Genomic DNA, 18,075 nt, shown 5'->3' on the forward strand with positions numbered 1-18,075 from the left:
CGAGAGCTATCGCAATCAAATCAAGTCCCGCTGCTTATCTTTATGTTGAAAAAAAAAGTTATATGAAAACAGCAGGACTTGACGTGCATAAAGATAGTATTTTTTGTGCGGTATTTAATGGGAAGCATTATTCGGATGTGGAGGTTTTCGAAACCTTCAGTACGGGCATTCGACAGTTGGGAGCCTACTTGAAGGCTGCGGGTGTTCTCCGAGTAGCGATGGAGAGTACCAGTATTTACTGGATCCCGGTCTGGAATATTCTCTCTGAAATGGGCTTTGATCTGATGCTGGTGAATCCCTTTTTAATCAAACAGCTGCCCGGCCGCAAAAGCGATGTAAAGGATGCACAGTGGATTGCCCAGCTACTTCACAAAGATATGCTTCGCGGGAGTTTTGTGCCCGGTGAGCGAATACAGGAACTCAGGAGCTACACCCGTTCCTATAGCAAGTTGCAGCAGCGGATAGTCCGTATGCTTACCAAAATGGACAATATCCTCGTACAGGCCGGAATCCGTTTGGGTAGTCTTGTGAGTGATATCGGAGGGAAAAGTATGCTGAGTGTCATTGATGCCCTGATAGCCGGGGAGCGTGATGCCGTACGTTTAAGCAAACTGGTCTATGCCAGTAAGAAGAACAAAGAAAACGGAAAGCTGGCAGCAGCACTAACCGGCTGCATGAAGGAGCACCACCGCTTCAACCTGCAGATGGCAAAAGCTGAATACGACCTGTTGATCAAGCAGTCTGCTGAGTATATAGAAAAGATTGAAGCTATCTGCCTGCGTGATTTTCCACGGCAGAGTGCCTTGCTAAAGACGATTCCCGGCGTTAGCCGTATCAGTTCCGCTGTGATCATCGCCGAGACCGGCGCAGACATGAAAGTTTTTGAAAACAGCGGTAAACTGAGCGGATGGGTCGGATTACGACCAAAGAATGATGAAAGCGCAGGGAAATATAAAAGTACAGCGATCACTAAAGGAAACAGATATCTCAAGCCAATACTGGTACAGGTTGCCTGGGCGGCAAGCCGCTGTAAAGGCTCCTATTTTAAAGACAAATTCAACCGTCTAAGTATAAGAAAATCCTCGAAAAAGGCCCTGATCGCTATCGCACGAAAAATATCCGTTGTTGTATGGAATATCCTAAAAGACTTAACCCCTTATAATCCGGCACTACAGGTGATCTACGAACCAGCCAAACTAGATGCCAGGATACGGTATCACCAAAAAGAAATGGAACGCATAGCGAAACTTAAACCATAACAATTTTTTGCGTAAAGGCCGGGTATCTTTATGGTGGCTAAAAGACCCCGTTTTTAAATTGGCCAATGCAAATGCCTGAAAAGGCTATAAGTACACAAGCATGAGTTAATGCCAGCCTTACGGCTGACCAAACTCGAAGAGGAAAATCGCAAAACCCAATGCGCAAGGGGACTGTATTATAGTTAATTTATAGAGGAAAGATACAAAGGAAAATTTTAAGGCGACCACTTTACCCAGTCTTTAGAATTTATAGGACAGGCCAGCTTTTACCATAAAAGGTGTTCCAGGGGTGAAATGCAATTCAGAAACGGGCTGTTGTTCATTTCTTAATCGAGTCTCGGTCTCAAACTGTGCTTCATTCCATTTGGTGTCAAATACGTTTTGGGCCTGCAACAAAAAATTCCATTTTCCCACGCCATAGTTAAGCAGGAGATCGTTGACCAAATAACCTTTAGCACGTACCGAATTATCTTCTTTCGCTGGTTTTGTATTCATATAACGATAGCGCAAATTGGCCGAAATGCCGAGCGGTAGCTTCACAGATACTCCCCCTGTACTTGTTAAAGAAGGTACCAGCGGGATATAGTTTTCGCCTTTAGGTTGGTCAATTGCCCGCGCGTACGCATAATTGATGTCGCCATCAAAATATAACCATGGAGTAGCTTGATAGCGTAGACTCAAATCAGCCCCCAGACGTTTCGTTTTGCCTGAAGGCTCTACAACAGCTTCATCCCCGACGTACACAAATTCTTGCTGCAGGTATAACCCCCATAAAGCAGGCTGAATAAAAAGGTTATCAGTTGGCTTCCAGATCAAGCCAAGATCTGCACCAAAGGAAATGGGCATAATATCTTTTCCCTGTTGTTCCATCACCACCCTGATATCGTTGGAATGAAATCCCATACCCGTTTTCAAATAGATTTGGGCGCTATGATTGAACGTATATCCAAAGTTCAGCTTTGGGCTGATTCTTGTTGCAGAAGCCTCTTGCCCTGCAGGATCACTTTTCAGCTTATCATGCAAGTTGAAAATCAAGTGATCGACACGTAATGCAGGATTAATCGTCCATTTTCCAATACGCCAATCCAGATTGCTATAGGCATGAAGATTCATTTCTACACCCGAAATATGCGAAAGCCGATCCAATAATTCGTCGCGCTGATAGACATGGTTCAGTTGAAGATCTTTGATATCATCCACTCGGAGCCCAAACCCCGATGTCCAAGAAAGCTGACTATGATCAAAATGAAATTGGCGATTGTATTTGTTTTCGATACCGTACAAGTATCGATTATCAACCTGCTCTATTTCATCGCCATGAATGGGGTCTTTCAGAAAGAAAGTAAAATCCGAAAACAACTGAAATTTATAGCGCGAGAAGTAAACATTGCTTTCCCAGCTTTCTTGATCACTGATCAGCGCACGGTACTGCATCGCCAAATTCATGCGGGATGTATTCCCGCCTTCTGTAGAATCAATCGAACCCCAACGGCTAATCAGTCCCTGACGAACAGCCCGCTCCGGAATCTGACCCGATGCATTCCAACCCGAACTGAATATGGACCCCTGGAGATTGATATAATGTTTCTCATCGATCCACTGATTATATTTCGCAAATAGATTGACACGACTAAAATTTTGCTTGATGTCAAAAGGACCATTCGAATAATTGAACTCTCCTGCGGCATAGGCATATTTATTCTGCTCATGGTTATTCAGCAGATTAAGCATGGCCTCGGTACGCCAGGAATCAAAAGAACCGCCTTCAACCTTAAAAAGATTATGATCCAAATGATCCAAGGTCGTAAAATTAACATAACCCGATGTGTTCAAATCGCCTTTGTCTGCATAATAAGCACCCTTGCCAAAATCAATGTCTTTTACCGTTTCTGGAATAATAAAATGGAGATCTGCGTATCCTTGACCGTGCGCATGAGAGACCATATTAACGGGAATGCCATCTGCAGTAATGGCAATATCTGTACCGTGATCATTATCAAATCCACGCAAAAATATTTGCTCAGCCTTTCCACCACCGCCATGCTGTGCTATAAAGAGCCCAGGAACTTTTCGTAACAGATCTTGCGCCGAATTAACCGGAATCTTACTTAAATCAACTTTGCTCAATGTTTTACTGCTATTGAATGCATCCACCTGAATTTGACTCAACTGCACTTCATTTTTTTGCATCTCGATTTCAATCGGAAACTTCGCTTCTTTTAGGATGTATACCTGATCGAGATAGCCAATCCGGCTCAACAATAAAGTATCCGGAAATATTCCCGGCTGTACGGAAAAAGTACCATTCGATGCTGTATGACTATGTTTTATTCCACGTTGGTAACGTATATTGACTTCTTCTAATCTCTGTTTACTATCCTTATCTTTCACAGTTCCCTGAATTACATGTTGCTGGGCATAACTGTGTGTAGTAGCCATTAGGCTTATAAAAAAGGTGATTTGATGTTTGTTCATATCCTATTTAAAAAATTACCATCCCAGAAATAACATCCCCGCACCGCAAATTGAGAGGACAGCACCACTAATAGCGTGTACATATCGATCAAGTTTTTCGGTGTTGAGCAAATTATAACCATAAATTCCCAACAAGACCATCCCAACCATGGTTGCCACTGTTGTGATGGTAAAGGTGCTAATCAGTGTAATCACCTCTGGCATTGAGCGGTGAGCACCTGAAAAAAATAAAAGTGGAATCAATGGTTCCGATGGTCCCATGACGAAAATTGCAAATAATACCAAAGGCGTTACCTTCGTTTTTTGATGATGGTGATGATGCCCTGATGTGCTTTTCCCATGCGTGTGTTCATGCACATACACCTCATCACCCATCACATCAAAATGCTTATGAGAATGCTTCTTTGACATTTTCCAGATCCCGTAAATCAAATATCCAAGTCCAAAAATAAATAGTGCCCAACTCGAAACATTGCCGCGCACGTCCTGCAACCAGCTGATCTTATTGAGCTGCCATCCAAGATAAACGCCAATAATCCCCAGTATGACCGAACTGAAAACATGCCCAAGCCCACATATAATGGTCCATAATATGGTTTTCCCCAACGACCATTTTTTCGATTTGGACAATACAATAAATGGCAGATAATGATCTGGGCCCGATGCAGTATGAAAAAAACTGATCGTAATAGCTGTAATAGCTAATGCGTAAAGTGTTGTGTTCATATAAATGATTTAATAGCAAAGCAGCTGATTAAGCCGCTTTCTTCAAGCAATGATTTATTAAATCGGTTTTATAGCCGTCTGTCGACCCAACCGATGATATTCACGAAAAGGAAAAGGGATTTAACCGAAAATTTTAAAGGAATGGTATAGGATACACCTGTCTGGCAGCCTGTTCGATAGATATTTATTTTGGAGTTCATAAAAACTATGCCATGACTTCTTATCCGCAAATAGCAAGAAAATTGGTAGAATCAGTCCCAAGGTACAGAGCCGAACGGCATATGCTAAATGTTGATCATAATGCCATTCGAACGAGCATTCTTCGATCGATCCGACATAAAAATCGAAATGGGATTGTGAAGAAGTTATTGCCGTTTTTGAGGTGTTTTTATAGGCAGTATGTGAAAAGACATCCTTGTTTATTTTACCTGTAAAAAACAGACAGAAAAAAACAATGGACAAAACCATTAAAAGTTGTCTTAAATACCTATACATAGCATGTAACATCCCTATGGGATTGATAGATCAAATGTATTATAAGTTTGATCGTGTAGAGTAGCACAAATCTTGAATTTTATAGTCTTTTTCTAACTTGCTAAAAAATGTATATCTAAAAAAAACAGCGCGAAAACTTTACTTATACCAATAACAACGCAATAAAACGGTAGAAAAACAAAATATCCCAGCATAAATCAACAGAGTTAAATTAGCACAAATCACGATTTACAACCGATCAAGTCGCTCCTATATTTTCGGCTATCGACCGGCTTGCCATACCGCTTATAATTGTAGTCTATCACATTATTTTCCCTCTTGCATCTCCAGCACCACTTGCTTCCGGATAAACATAGGATCATTAGAAAATTAAGCTATAAAATAATCCTAATTTTCTAATGATCATGCTAAAGCTGACGCAGGATTTAAAGTATAATTTTAAAGGTTTTGTCTGTGGCCAACAGCACAATACTAAGTACACACATCAGCAAGGAGTTGTAGAAATGATGATACTCTTGATGCGCCATATGTGCCGTAAACGCAGCAACCGCAAATGGAAACAACAGCAGCACTGCAGCATTCTTAAATTGCGGGTTATACAAACCTATTAAGAGCAATACTACCCCCATTAGTTCCCCTATTCCGATAATGATCGTCCAAGTCTTATTAAAACCCAGGGACTGCATGCTTTGCATCATGGCGCTCTTTTGAAAAACTTTGAATAATGATGCATATCCAAATACATAAAGGTAGTACGCATTGCTCAACCAATGAGCGACTGATTTAATCGTTTCCATGTTATACTTTTTGTTTTCCTACAAATTTCTTTATTAATTTGCAGGAATAACAGTACATACAAGATTGTATGATACCAACAAAAAAGTTTGTATGAACCCGCGAAAAGAGAATTCAACCAATCACATTAATGAGCTATACTGGAAAGACCGTTGTGGTATTGCATTTACCTTGGCCACCATAGGTGGCAGATGGAAAATCAATATCCTTTCCTATTTGCTAAATGAAGGTAAACTCCGCTATAGTGAGTTGCGGAAAAGACTCGTGGGAATATCTGAACGTATGCTGATCGCCAAATTAAAGGAACTGGAGCATGACAAGCTGATTAATAGAATTGTATACCAGCAAGTTCCCCCAAAGGTAGAATATGAATTAACCGAGCTCGGCCGTTCGCTCGAGGAAATATTAAACCTAATGGATAAATGGGGAGAAGATAATCTCCCCGAATCAATGCTTTGATAGTGCATAGAGTGCAAAAGTACCTAACCAATGTGACCCCATGTAATCATCCTTGGTTGTAATATTGGGCAAAGAATACTTTAAATGTTTATTCGCCAACCTATGCAAATAACTTAATTCAGGCAGCGCTTTGGCGATACCGTTTAAACAGTTGGCGCGACTAAAATTAAGTCCATCCAGATGGACCAAATGTCCGTCGGTTCGATCTTTCACGATTCCTGGTTCTAAATTGAAATCGGGATTAAACAGATCTGGCATAAAATCCTTTAACCATTTACGGTAATCCTCCTGTTGCAGCACCATACTCATACAAAGGGCTTCTTCAAGACAAGGAGAAAGAAAATCGCTTCCACTTGGCTCAAAAGAAATGTTGCAGCTCTTATCCTGACTGTATAAACGAGAAGCATTCGTCATTAATGATTTTTCAAACGTCACATTTCCCGTGCTTCTTGCATAGTCCAGGGACAGCGAAAGGCCAAAGGCCGAATTATCATGATAGCCTGTCCTGATCGGATAGACCAATTTGGGCAAATATTCCTGATACGATTTTACCACATGTTTCACCAACGGTTCAAGATTCGATGCCCAGCGTTTTGCATCGGCATCTTCCCAAGTTAATAATTCCTTCTGCAGCTGCAACAACCAAGCCCAGCCATACGTACGCTCAAAGTTCTTATTGTTCTTATCTTGAAAGAAATCTAATTCAACAGCCACATTTTCTGCTGTAATATTTCGGTTCAATTGGCGTCGAATTTCACCTGAGCTATCCAAATTTGGAAATTCCTTCAAAATATGCACAATTGACCAATACCCGTGTACAGAAGAATGCCAGTCAAAACAACCGTAAAAAATTGGATGCAATGTACGCGGTGCTTTTAGATCACCATCACTACCGAGTACCTGTCCCAGCTTATTGGGATATTCCACTTCGATGCAATGCAGTGGCAAACTGAGCAGATGCTTGGCCTGAACGCTATCCAAGGTTAAAGGCTGATCATTTGAACTCGTATTTACTTTGATCGCTGAATTATTTTGACATGCAACAAAAGCAACGGACATGCAAAGAAGCCCTATTATTTTCTTCATAAACCCTTATTTTATAAACGACTATATAACATTTAATTAAGTAATTGTTCTACCAGTTCAGGAACAGCTATGGTCGCCGATTCTCCAATACACTGTATATTACGTAAAGCGTTGTCATGAGGAATCTTTTTGTCAATTAAAAACGATTTACAGTGACTAGGCGCAAATTCTTTAAGTCCCGCAGCGGGATAAACCTGTAGGGAGGTCCCCACAATAATCAAAATATCGGCCTTCGAAACCAGGCTTATCGCTTCCTCAATGGCCGGCACAGCCTCTCCAAACCAGACTATATTTGGCCTCAGCTGACTACCCTTCTCACAAAGATCACCCATTTTGATCTCATCACCAACAATGGGATACACCAAACGGTCATCGACAGATGACTTCGACTGATCCAGGCGTCCGTGCAAATGAACGATATGGGATGAACCTGCCTGTTCATGTAGTAGATCTACATTCTGCGTCACAATACTCACCCGGTATGCTGATTCCAATTTTACCAGCGCATGATGAGCCGCATTTGCCTGTGCGACCAAAGCGGCTTTCCGTCTCAGATTATAAAACTCCTGCACCAAGGCTGGATTTTTATGCCAACCTTCAATGGAAGCAACTTCCATGACGTCATGTCCTTCCCACAATCCATTGGCATCCCTAAAGGTAGGTATACCGCTTTCAGCCGAAATACCGGCCCCCGTCAATACAACGATATTTTTCTTTTCCATCTTAAATCTATTTGTTGCACCATTGTATAGTTAAGATTGACTTTTGATATGACCTTCATCATGTCTGTAGGCCTGATCTAGATCATTCATTTATCAACAAAGATGCATAATTATCCGGCAGCTCGAGTCGGATCGAATCTTTACTCAAGGCTGCCTTACGGTTCATATCATCAAAAGAACGTTGGTAATACACAAAAGCGCTATTTGGTATATGCAGTTCACTGGCTTTCTGCACGTTGAACACATAGCGATTATTTTTTAATTTGACATGCTGATAAATCCGATAAGTAACAACTTGAATCTGTACCTTATCAAATTTCGGAATGACCTTTAAATCCGCCGGTTCATGAAAGTATTTATCATTGAAATACATAAATTCATTTGACTCTGCTAATGTTGCTAGAGCTAACCTTCCATTGACCACTTCATTCACTAACGAATCTGCCCGCAATCGCTCGGATTTACTTCCGTCACCGGAAGAACAACAAACACAAAGAAGAACAAAAATTGGGATCAAAACAGCTTTGATTGGATTCATAGGCCTAAGTTATAATAAAAAATGCTTTTGCGCCACAATTCAGGAGAAAATGCACCGAATACCGAAAGAAAATGGATCAGAATTAATAAATCAGCATAGTTTATATCTCGCAAAAAAGCCCAGGATATTTTGTTATCCCAGGCTTTTTTTCAACGCTAATTGCTATTCGACCTCTTAAAGGTTATTTTCGATAGCGCCCACTTTCTCGCGATATAGTTGTATTGGCGCATCCAACAAAACAGCAATAACTGTCATATTTTTATCCAAGCGCTCTGCTGGTGCCTGAATGTAGATAATACCCGGGATGCTACTCCAATAAAGCTTATTGAAAATCTCATGATTTATCATGGAGCCCTCACCGACCACGCGGATCCTGGCGACTCCATTTTTAACACCTTTTAGTGCAATAGGACCCGTAGGTTTTCCCTCGACAAACAGATACAATGTCTGGCGATCTTTAGAGAGCGCGCTTAGTCCTTCATAATGTCCTTCAGGTAAGCCTTTTCCAGTCTCATAAAGTGCTTCGGCATGATCCTTAATCCACTTTAATACCGTTGGATTAGTCGCATTACTACTCGGCAATTTGGTCTCTAAGCCATCCACGGTCAATCCGGAATTATCAAAGATATTTTTTCCGGCATGCAGTGTTGAAGCGATCTGACCTAAAGCACGACCTGTCAACTTATTATCCAGTACAGATTTCAACGTAACTTCAGTATCTTGCGGTGCAGTCCAACGAAGCACCTCCGCAAAGGTTAGTGCAATCACAGTCACATCCTGATCAAAGTTTACTTTCGTCAAATCGACTTGAACGGTTCCGTTTTCAGACTTAACGTTCACTTTCGCGGATGCATCACCAACAACTGAGACTTCTTTAATGGCTGTATGATTGACCAAACCTCTGAGCTGCAATTCGGGTTTCTGTTCGTATACATACAGGTAAAGTGTCTTTCCGTCCTTTGATAAAGCAGATTTCCCGCCGTAGTTCACAAATGGAATACCGGCTCTTGTACCGTAGATCGCAGCTGCATGCTTATGTGTCCATCGCCCCAGCTGTTTCAAAATATTTAATTGTTCCTCAGGGATCGTTCCATCTGCCTTTGGACCGATATCCAACAATAGGTTTCCACCCATGGAAATACAATCTACCAACGTTCGAATGATCATATTCGGTGATTTGTACTTTTTATCAAAGGGTTGATAGCCCCAAGAATCATTCATGGTATAACAGAGTTCCCAAAATTTAGCATCAGGACGGGTTACTGGAATCCCTTGCTCAGGTGTATCGTAATCTCCATGATGATTCAATCGCGAGTTTATAATAATATTCGGATTATACTTCCGCAAAAGATTCAAGGTCTCTTTAGCTTTCCACTCCTCGGCACTATGCTCCCAATCCCCGTCAAACCAAAGTAATTCGGGCTTATACTGTTCGGATAGCTCAGTCAATTGCTTCTGGTAATATTTTACATAATTATCCCAACGAGAAGGCTCACTTTTCAATTCATAACGTTTTCGATTGCGCGTAAAAACATCGTAATAGGGATGGCTCCAATCGGGCAAAGAATAATACAGTCCAGTATGCAAGCCTTCTTCTTGTATGGCTTTCACAAATGGTGTGATTACATCCTGTTTGGCAGCTGCGTCTTGTAATGTCGTGATCGCTTTATCAGCCTTCGTATTCCACATCGAGATCCCGTCATGGTGTTTGGTCGTAATCACCGTGTATTTCGCACCGGCTTCTTTGATCAATTTGGCCCATTCCTTCGGTCTATAATCCTTTGCTGTAAAACCATTCAGTTGCTTGATATAATTGTCATGGTTGATGTAATTATTGAAGAATGACCAAGATTCTGATATTCCATCGACAGAATAAATCCCCCAGTGAATAAAAATACCCAGTTTGGCATCCTCAAACCAATCCATTTTTTGCGGTGATACATTGTTCTGCGCTGAAACGTTTAAGCACGCGGACGCCAAAAGAACAAAAAGAGAAATCTTTCGAAACTTCATAAGCTATTTTATCGATTACATAACGAGTTTAAGCCGGCAAAATACACATAAATCAGCACAATCCAACTATGTAAGGGATAAATTACGTTGGAGAGCAATTGAAATCTAACATTGTATTTTCTCTCGCTCAAACTAAAAACACGCAGGGAATATTCCTATTATTTAAACGGACCTCATAGGGACTTTATAGGGACCTCATTCGGACCTCATTCGGATAAAGCCGTGTAAAGTCCCTTTTAAACACCTATAAAGTCAGTCTTAAATACCTATGAATTTTGATGCTTGTCGCACTATGCCCTATCGTTGAATTGATTGAACATGTCGCAGTGTTAAAATTCTTCTACTTCGAGCATCAAAATATGGACTAGTCTTGATCATTTTTACCTGTTTGTATGTGCTTACAAAAACTTCATGTATATTTGGCCGGTATGATCGAATTATATACAGATGGGGCTTCAAGTGGAAATCCGGGCCCTGGAGGTTACGGAACCATCTTAAGAACTATTTATACAGGCGATAATGAAGCCTTTAAAGGTAAACTGATCGAAAAAGAGTTTTCGGGCGGTTACCGCAAAACGACTAACAACAGGATGGAATTGATGGCTGTGATCGTCGGCCTCGAGGCACTGAAAAATCTACAACAACATGTTACCGTGTATTCTGACTCCAAATACGTCATTGACGCCATTGATAAGAAATGGGTATATGGTTGGATACAAAAAGGTTTTGCGGGAAAAAAGAACAAAGATCTTTGGTTGCGCTTAATGAGCGCCTATAAGCTCCATACCGTACGCCTTGTATGGGTAAAAGGCCATGCTGGGCATCCGTTAAATGAGCGCTGTGATCGTTTAGCTGTCGCAGCATCCAAAGATAAGGCAAATTGGAAAATCGATAGTGTTTTTGAAATGGAAGAAGGTAAATAAAAACGGGGCATTGTACAATGCCCCGTTTTTATTATTTCCATGCGATTATTCGCCGCTTTCCTTAGCTGCTAAGTATCTTTCAGCTTCCAAAGCTGCCATACAACCTGTACCTGCAGCAGTGATTGCCTGACGGAAGATGTTATCCTGAACATCACCACAAGCAAAAACACCCGGGATATTTGTTGCAGTACTATCTGGTTTTGTAATTAAATAACCTGTTTCATCCATATCCAATACACCTGTGAAAAGCTCGGTATTAGGCTTATGCCCAATAGCAACGAAGAAACCTGTTACTTCGATATCATTTTCAGACTGGTCTTTATTGTTTACAACACGTATTCCGGTCACCACCTGACCATCTCCTAGGACTTCTTTTGCCTCAGAATTGTAGTGAACTTCGATATTTGGTGTATTCATAACGCGATGTACCATTGCTTTAGAAGCACGAAACTCGTCACGGCGAACCAACATATGTACTTTTGAGCATAATTTTGCAAGATACGTTGCTTCTTCTGCCGCTGTATCCCCAGCACCTACAATAGCAACCTCTTGGTTTTTAAAGAAGAACCCATCACATACAGCACATGCTGAAACACCAAAACCATTGTATTTTTGTTCAGATTCCAAGCCTAACCATTTTGCTGTGGCTCCTGTCGCAATAATCACAGTATCTGCGGTAACTTGTACCGTTCCATCGATCTCAACACGGTGTACCTCACCTGTAAAATCCACTTTAGTCACATATCCAAAACGCACTGAAGTTCCGAAACGTTCAGCTTGCTCACGCAAATCTTCCATCATCACTGGTCCAGTGATACCTTTTGGATAACCAGGGAAATTGTCCACCTCAGTTGTTTGAGTCAACTGTCCCCCTGGCACAATACCGGTATAAACGACTGGTTTCATATCCGCACGGGCTGCATAAATCGCGGCAGTATAACCTGCTGGTCCCGAACCAATAATCAAACACTGTACATGTTCCACTTCTTGTTTGAATTCCATAATCCTTTTTCTAAGCTATTAATTAACGTTATTTTTTAAATTTATCTTGCAATCCTTTCAACATATCCAAAGAAATGTTCTGCGGCGCTTCTTCTTTTTGTTGATTGAATTCCTTTTTCGCAAGTTTTTTATCTTGTACAGAATGGGTGGCTGCAGCTGCTTTTGCCTTTTGCTCACTCTTTTCCTTTTTATACCGATTCCAGATATTCTCCAAGACCTTCTTGGTATACAATGGAAAATCACCATTCTGCATCCAAGCGTAGTAACTGGGCTCTTGCTCAAATACTTCTATAACAGGTCTTCCTTTATGTTTACCAAAATTGATCGTTTCCAATCCCTCCGCATTATAGACGAGCCGTCCGGCAAAATCTACAGGTTTACTTAGGTTGGTAAACGTATGTAGCGCCTCAACATCGTTTACGACAGGATAAGATACTGTCCCATGTTTATCTTCGAATGCAGCGCCTTCATATTTTGTCAGCTGCGCTTTCAAGACCTCATATGTGGCACGAACATCCGCTTCCGCTGTATGCGCATTTTCAAGATCTTCGTTGCAATAAAACTTGTATGCAGCTTTCAGCGTACGTTGTTCCATCTGATGGAAGATATTTTGAACATCCACAAATGCTCTACCCTCCAATGAAAAATCAACACCTGCCCGTAAAAACTCTTCCATAAGCATTGGGACATCGAATTTATTGGAATTATAGCCCGCGAGATCTCCATCGGCAATAAAAGCCGCAAGTTCCACTGCGATTGCTTTAAAATTAGGAGCATCCTTCACATCTTCATCATAAATGCCGTGAAAAAAAGAGGATTCCGCAGGGATAGGCACTTCTGGATTGATCTTCTTTGTATAGACTGTTTCTTCACCACTGGGCATCACTTTCAGAAATGATACTTCCACAATACGATCGGTCGCTACATTAACACCTGTAGTTTCCAAATCGAAAAATACCAATGGTCTTTTTAATTTTAATTCCATGCTGGATAATACACTTTTTTATCAAAAACCAAAAATACAAAGTAGTATTCGATTTTTGTAGTCTAAGAAATTTAATTTACAACCGCTTGATGAACTGGTTCTACTTGACTGATTTTCCCAACAACAACCTTCACCATGGCATCGTAGTCCAAGTATTTATTGGCAAGATGCTGCACCTTCTCGGGCGACATATTTCTGATCTGTTCCATATAATAAGAATAATAGTTCAATGTCATCCCATTTAACAAAACACTTTTGAACTTGTCGGCATGCGAAAAGATACTTTCCAACGAACCCAACATAGAACCTTCCATATAGGTCTTCACAAGATTGACCTCATCCTCGGAGGCCAAAGTTGTTTTCAACAAATTGATCTCCTTTTCTATTTCAGTCAACGTGGCCTGTGTTACATCTACCCCAACTTCAGTTACAATGGTCATAAAACCAGTATGTTTCAAGGTAGCAACAGCCGAACCAATGCTATAGGTATACCCTTTTTCTTCTCGGATATTGCGCATTAGGCGGGAACCGAAAAAACCACCTAATAATGTGTTGACAAATTGTAATGCCGGATAATCGGGATGTTCCCTTCCGATTGTCTGACAGCCTAACCGAATGGCAGACTGCAAGGCATTATCTTTTTCCTCATAAGCCAGGTTATTTGAACCTTGCACCAAAACTGGGACTTCCGAAGGAGATACAGCAGCTGCTCCTTGCCAATCGACACCGAAGATTTGCTCCAACTCCTGCAAAAGCTCTTCAGAAACATTACCTGAAACAATTAATGTACAATTGGTAGGAACAATTTCCCTACGGTACAATTCGATCAGCTGCGCACGCGTAATTGCATCGTAATCTGTTAGTTTTGGTGTACGCCCATAACGATTGTTCTCACCAAAGATCAAATTGTAAAATTTGCGTCTCGCCAGATAATCATTTTTCTGAATAGAAACTTGAAACTTTTGCTTGTTATTACGCAAATAGGTATCTAACTCCTGTTGCGGAATCGATGCTTCCGTCAGAATATCTTTTACAAGCGGCAAGAGTACTTGACTATGTCTATTCAATGTATAAAGCGACAGAGACGTTACGTCAAAAGAATATTCAGGAACAAGAAATGCTCCGTAGAAATCCACTTTATCTGCAATCTCTGCACTCGACATGGTCTTTGTCCCCTCCTTAAGCAATGCACTTAAAGTACTATTTAACAACGGATTTTCAGCCGCACCGTCAAGATAGGTATTCTCAAAGATCCATTCTATCCGTACCAGCTCCTGCTCGGGCGACTGGAATACATAGACAGGCAATCCGTTTGCAAACTGCTTCTTGATTGGTTCTTTCAAACTTATATTTCCAATTTCACGGAACTCGGGTGCTTTTGTTCTATCCAACATGTACAGCCTCCTCTTGTTTTGATTTATACATTAATATAGAAGCATTCTCCGGTCTAAAAATAACCTGAGCTTGCTGTTGAACTTCCTCAGCACTCACCGACAAATATTTTGAGACCTCTGTGTTGATGCCGTTTGCATCACCCAGCAACTCATGGAAAGCCAAGTTCATGGCTTTATCCAAAATAGATAGTTCTGCAAAAACATTGGTCGATTCGATCTTATTCTTTACTTTTTCCAATTCAGCTGCAGGTACTAACTCGGATTTTATGACCTCCAATTCTGCCCACACCGCACGTTCAGCTTCCTCTAGCGAGATGCCTTCCGATGGTTTTCCTTCAATAACAAAGAGGTTATTGTCGATACTTCCCATCACATAAGCATTTATTTCACTAAATAACTGCCCCTCTTTTACCAATCGACGATACAAACGTGAAGAAGAGCCCCTCGATAAAATGTCCGACAGAAGATCCATTGCAAAATACCCCTCTTCCAATCGAGCAGGGCCATGAAATGCCATATAAAGCGCATCCAAAGGCACCTCTGCCCAAGTCGTTTCACGCCTAATCTTATCTTGCGCGGGTTCTTTAGGCAATTGGCGATTGTATTTTTCGCCCGCCTCGATATCGCCAAACCATTTTTCAGTCAAAGCTTTTACTTCCTCAAAATGAACATCTCCAGAAACAACCATAATTGCACTCTGCGGATTATAATGTAATTTGAAAAATGCTTTAACATCTTCCATTGTAGCCTCTTCAATATGGCTCAGTTCTTTTCCGATGGTTGCCCAACGATACGGATGTACCTGATAGGCTAATGGACGTAATTTTAGCCAAGCGTCACCATAAGGCTGATTCAAATAACGCTGTTTGAATTCTTCACTCACGACATTCCGCTGCACTTCGAGGCTTTGTTCGGAAAAAGCCAAACTTAACATCCGGTCCGACTCCAACCACAATGCCGTTTCTAGATTTGAAGAGGGTAAAGTGATGTAATAATTTGTAATATCGTTGCTGGTGAATGCATTATTCTCGCCACCCACTTTTTGTAATTCGGTATCGAAATTAGGAATATTGATACTTCCACCAAACATCAGGTGTTCAAATAAGTGCGCAAATCCGGTCTGTTCCGGCGATTCATCCCTTGCTCCCACATCGTACAAGATATTGACGCAGGCCATGGCTGTATTATGATCCTCGTGTACCAATACACGTAGGCCGTTTTCCAACGTAAATTTTTGATAAGAAACCATCTATTTTTTCTTCGATGTTTTTAAATCCAGTTAATACCTTTTCGCAATAAAGATAAGGTTTTGGCTTCTTCGGAGCCTTCTTCAGGACGATAGTCATATACCCAATTGGCTTGGGCTGGTAGACTCATCAATATGGACTCAATCCGACCATTCGTTTCAAGTCCAAATTTAGTCCCCGAATCCCATACGAGGTTAAATTCGACATAGCGTCCGCGACGGATCAATTGCCAATTTTTCTGTTGATCTGTAAAGGTTTTATGTCGATTTTTCTCCACCAATGCAGTGTAGGTTGGTGCAAACGTGCGTCCAAGGTCACAGGAAAAAGCAAAAATATCTTCCATGCTCACCCCCGTTTTTTCAGTATTCAACTTATCGTAAAATACACCTCCTATGCCACGTGTTTCCTGGCGATGTCTGATATAAAAATAATCATCCGCCCAATTTTTAAACTTTTCATAGTAGGTAGAATCATGTCTATCACAGACATCTTTCAGCTGCTGATGAAAATAACGCGCATCCTCTTCATCGATATAATGCGGAGTTAAATCAATACCGCCGCCAAACCAACGAATCTGATCGTTCAGTTCAAAATAGCGGATATTCATGTGTATAATAGGTACGAAGGGATTGTTTGGATGGATTACAATGGAAACTCCTGTCGCAAAAAAATCATCTTCTTCCACCGCAAATGACTTTTTGATCGCTTCAGGTAATTTGCCATATACAGACGAAAAGTTAACGCCTCCTTTTTCAAAAATTTGACCATTTTGAATGATCCTGGTGCGACCGCCACCGCCGCCTTCACGCTCCCACAATTCTTCTTCAAAGCGTGCCGATCCGTCTAATTTCTCCAGCGCCTGACATATTTCGTCCTGAATTTCTTTATAAGCTAAAGCAATCGCTTCTTTTGTTATCATCTACTCTATTGCTACTTTATTATGTTAATTTTTCGCTCAATGCTTGAATAATTTTAGATGCAGGGAGGTGTTCATACAAAATTTGATGCACGGCATCGCATATTGGCAATTCCACCGCATATTTTTTCGCATACTCTTGAATACATGCCGATGCGTAATACCCTTCAGCCACCATATTCATTTCCAACTGCGCAGATTGTACACTGTAGCCCTTTCCGATCATATTACCAAAGGTTCTATTTCGGCTAAATTGGGAATAGGCTGTTACCAAAAGATCCCCTAAATAAGCCGAAGTATTCACATCCCTTGACGTATCACCATCTACTTTACCTACAAAACGACGCATTTCGCGAATTGCATTGGAGACCAGCACAGCCTGAAAATTATCACCGTAACCTAAGCCGTGACAGATACCTCCAGATAACGCATAGATGTTTTTCAATACTGCACCAAATTCTATTCCGAGTACATCTTCCGAAAGAATCGTCTTGATAACCCTTGACGACAGAAAGGAAGCAACCAATGCTGCACTATCCAGGTTCTTACAGCCGAAAGTTAAATACGACAATTTGCCTAAGGCAACTTCCTCCGCATGGCAGGGACCACCAACCACACAAATCTGTTCAATATCGACCTCATAGCGTTGCTCCAAAAACTCACCGATAATCAAATTATCTTTGGGAATAATCCCCTTGATGGCTGAAACAACAATTTTATTTCTAAAATCTTCCTTCGTCACATTGGCCAGTGCATCCTTCAAATAGGCCGCAGGCGTATTTAAAATGACAATATCTGAATTAGTAATTACATTTTTAGCATCGGTATCAATCGTCGTAATACTAAGATCAACCGAAACACTGCTCAGGTAAGTCGGGTTATGTTTGAATTTTTGAATATATTCTGCATCCTCTTCCTTTCTTACCCACCAAAAAATATGCTTGTCTTGGTCATTTTCACATAGCATCTTGATCATAGCAGTAGCCCAACTTCCGCTACCAATTATACCAATCTTTTTCCCCTGCATGTCTTTAATTTGT

General features: G+C 41.0%; 16 protein-coding genes. 3 read left to right on the forward strand and 13 right to left on the reverse strand.

All coding sequences use genetic code 11. The features are described from left to right. Positions 1–62: 62 nt before the first annotated feature. Positions 63–1,259 (forward strand): IS110 family transposase, encoded by a 1,197-nt coding sequence (locus tag AACH28_RS04305; RefSeq protein ID WP_341832231.1) that lies wholly within the window; start codon positions 63–65, stop codon positions 1,257–1,259. A gap of 240 nt (positions 1,260–1,499) precedes the next feature. Here the strand turns inward: AACH28_RS04305 and AACH28_RS04310 are convergent, their stop codons facing one another. The 3 genes from AACH28_RS04310 to AACH28_RS04320 all read right to left on the reverse strand — a co-directional run bounded on the left by AACH28_RS04310 (position 1,500) and on the right by AACH28_RS04320 (position 5,752). Further along, positions 1,500–3,734, reverse strand: coding sequence for a TonB-dependent receptor plug domain-containing protein (locus AACH28_RS04310; protein ID WP_341832329.1), 2,235 nt, complete (start codon positions 3,732–3,734; stop codon positions 1,500–1,502). A gap of 15 nt (positions 3,735–3,749) precedes the next feature. Continuing rightward, complete coding sequence (locus AACH28_RS04315; RefSeq protein WP_046676263.1) at positions 3,750–4,460, reverse strand: membrane protein; 711 nt, start codon at positions 4,458–4,460, stop codon at positions 3,750–3,752. 920 nt (positions 4,461–5,380) lie between these two features. After that, positions 5,381–5,752, reverse strand: coding sequence for a DoxX family protein (locus AACH28_RS04320; protein WP_341832330.1), 372 nt, complete (start codon positions 5,750–5,752; stop codon positions 5,381–5,383). A 91-nt stretch (positions 5,753–5,843) separates the two neighbouring features. Here AACH28_RS04320 and AACH28_RS04325 point away from each other — a divergent pair, with 91 nt between their 5' ends. Next, positions 5,844–6,209, forward strand: coding sequence for a helix-turn-helix domain-containing protein (locus AACH28_RS04325; RefSeq protein ID WP_112374699.1), 366 nt, complete (start codon positions 5,844–5,846; stop codon positions 6,207–6,209). Here the strand turns inward: AACH28_RS04325 and AACH28_RS04330 are convergent. From AACH28_RS04330 to AACH28_RS04345, 4 genes are all read right to left on the reverse strand, one after another. Beyond that, positions 6,198–7,295 carry a DUF2891 domain-containing protein gene (locus tag AACH28_RS04330; RefSeq protein ID WP_070560832.1) on the reverse strand — a complete coding sequence of 366 codons (1,098 nt, stop codon included), beginning with the start codon at positions 7,293–7,295 and terminating at the stop codon, positions 6,198–6,200. The two genes, AACH28_RS04325 and AACH28_RS04330, sit on opposite strands and share 12 nt — an antisense overlap. Before the next feature lie 32 nt (positions 7,296–7,327). Beyond that, on the reverse strand, positions 7,328–8,017 hold the full coding sequence (locus AACH28_RS04335; protein ID WP_115048537.1) for a Sir2 family NAD-dependent protein deacetylase: 690 nt from the start codon (positions 8,015–8,017) through the stop codon (positions 7,328–7,330). Positions 8,018–8,099: 82 nt separating this feature from the next. Further along, entirely contained in the window at positions 8,100–8,555 is a 456-nt protein-coding gene (locus AACH28_RS04340; RefSeq protein ID WP_070560836.1) for a hypothetical protein, read from the reverse strand. A gap of 174 nt (positions 8,556–8,729) precedes the next feature. After that, entirely contained in the window at positions 8,730–10,568 is a 1,839-nt protein-coding gene (locus AACH28_RS04345) for an alpha-L-fucosidase (RefSeq protein ID WP_070560838.1), read from the reverse strand. 428 nt (positions 10,569–10,996) lie between these two features. Between AACH28_RS04345 and rnhA the strand changes: the two genes are divergently transcribed. Next, positions 10,997–11,491, forward strand: coding sequence for a ribonuclease HI (gene rnhA / locus AACH28_RS04350; RefSeq protein WP_115049557.1), 495 nt, complete (start codon positions 10,997–10,999; stop codon positions 11,489–11,491). Between the two features lie 45 nt (positions 11,492–11,536). Here rnhA and trxB read toward each other — a convergent pair whose 3' ends face one another. The 6 genes from trxB to AACH28_RS04380 form a co-directional block, all read right to left on the reverse strand. Continuing rightward, complete coding sequence (gene trxB, locus AACH28_RS04355; RefSeq protein WP_070560840.1) at positions 11,537–12,493, reverse strand: thioredoxin-disulfide reductase; 957 nt, start codon at positions 12,491–12,493, stop codon at positions 11,537–11,539. A 28-nt stretch (positions 12,494–12,521) separates the two neighbouring features. Then, entirely contained in the window at positions 12,522–13,478 is a 957-nt protein-coding gene (locus AACH28_RS04360) for an exonuclease domain-containing protein (RefSeq protein ID WP_341832331.1), read from the reverse strand. A 71-nt stretch (positions 13,479–13,549) separates the two neighbouring features. Further along, entirely contained in the window at positions 13,550–14,872 is a 1,323-nt protein-coding gene (locus AACH28_RS04365; RefSeq protein ID WP_115048531.1) for a pitrilysin family protein, read from the reverse strand. After that, positions 14,862–16,121 carry a pitrilysin family protein gene (locus tag AACH28_RS04370; protein WP_115048529.1) on the reverse strand — a complete coding sequence of 420 codons (1,260 nt, stop codon included), beginning with the start codon at positions 16,119–16,121 and terminating at the stop codon, positions 14,862–14,864. The genes AACH28_RS04365 and AACH28_RS04370 overlap by 11 nt, the downstream gene beginning before the upstream one ends. 20 nt (positions 16,122–16,141) lie before the next feature. Further along, a complete protein-coding gene (hemF, locus tag AACH28_RS04375) occupies positions 16,142–17,038 on the reverse strand; it encodes an oxygen-dependent coproporphyrinogen oxidase (protein WP_070560847.1) in 897 nt (298 codons plus the stop codon). 19 nt (positions 17,039–17,057) lie between these two features. After that, positions 17,058–18,062: an NAD(P)H-dependent glycerol-3-phosphate dehydrogenase gene (locus AACH28_RS04380; RefSeq protein WP_341832332.1), complete on the reverse strand. Its 1,005-nt coding sequence runs from the start codon at positions 18,060–18,062 to the stop codon at positions 17,058–17,060. Between the last annotated feature and the right edge of the window lie 13 nt (positions 18,063–18,075).

The organism is Sphingobacterium thalpophilum, assembly GCF_038396785.1.
Lineage (GTDB): Bacteria > Bacteroidota > Bacteroidia > Sphingobacteriales > Sphingobacteriaceae > Sphingobacterium > Sphingobacterium thalpophilum_A.

Coding starts and splice junctions, on each gene's coding strand:
- AACH28_RS04305 (WP_341832231.1), top strand. CDS start 63: ATGAAAACAGCAGGACTTGACGTGCATAAAGATAGTATTTTTTGTGCG.
- AACH28_RS04310 (WP_341832329.1), bottom strand. CDS start 3,734: ATGAACAAACATCAAATCACCTTTTTTATAAGCCTAATGGCTACTACA.
- AACH28_RS04315 (WP_046676263.1), bottom strand. CDS start 4,460: ATGAACACAACACTTTACGCATTAGCTATTACAGCTATTACGATCAGT.
- AACH28_RS04320 (WP_341832330.1), bottom strand. CDS start 5,752: ATGGAAACGATTAAATCAGTCGCTCATTGGTTGAGCAATGCGTACTAC.
- AACH28_RS04325 (WP_112374699.1), top strand. CDS start 5,844: ATGAACCCGCGAAAAGAGAATTCAACCAATCACATTAATGAGCTATAC.
- AACH28_RS04330 (WP_070560832.1), bottom strand. CDS start 7,295: ATGAAGAAAATAATAGGGCTTCTTTGCATGTCCGTTGCTTTTGTTGCA.
- AACH28_RS04335 (WP_115048537.1), bottom strand. CDS start 8,017: ATGGAAAAGAAAAATATCGTTGTATTGACGGGGGCCGGTATTTCGGCT.
- AACH28_RS04340 (WP_070560836.1), bottom strand. CDS start 8,555: ATGAATCCAATCAAAGCTGTTTTGATCCCAATTTTTGTTCTTCTTTGT.
- AACH28_RS04345 (WP_070560838.1), bottom strand. CDS start 10,568: ATGAAGTTTCGAAAGATTTCTCTTTTTGTTCTTTTGGCGTCCGCGTGC.
- rnhA (WP_115049557.1), top strand. CDS start 10,997: ATGATCGAATTATATACAGATGGGGCTTCAAGTGGAAATCCGGGCCCT.
- trxB (WP_070560840.1), bottom strand. CDS start 12,493: ATGGAATTCAAACAAGAAGTGGAACATGTACAGTGTTTGATTATTGGT.
- AACH28_RS04360 (WP_341832331.1), bottom strand. CDS start 13,478: ATGGAATTAAAATTAAAAAGACCATTGGTATTTTTCGATTTGGAAACT.
- AACH28_RS04365 (WP_115048531.1), bottom strand. CDS start 14,872: ATGTTGGATAGAACAAAAGCACCCGAGTTCCGTGAAATTGGAAATATA.
- AACH28_RS04370 (WP_115048529.1), bottom strand. CDS start 16,121: ATGGTTTCTTATCAAAAATTTACGTTGGAAAACGGCCTACGTGTATTG.
- hemF (WP_070560847.1), bottom strand. CDS start 17,038: ATGATAACAAAAGAAGCGATTGCTTTAGCTTATAAAGAAATTCAGGAC.
- AACH28_RS04380 (WP_341832332.1), bottom strand. CDS start 18,062: ATGCAGGGGAAAAAGATTGGTATAATTGGTAGCGGAAGTTGGGCTACT.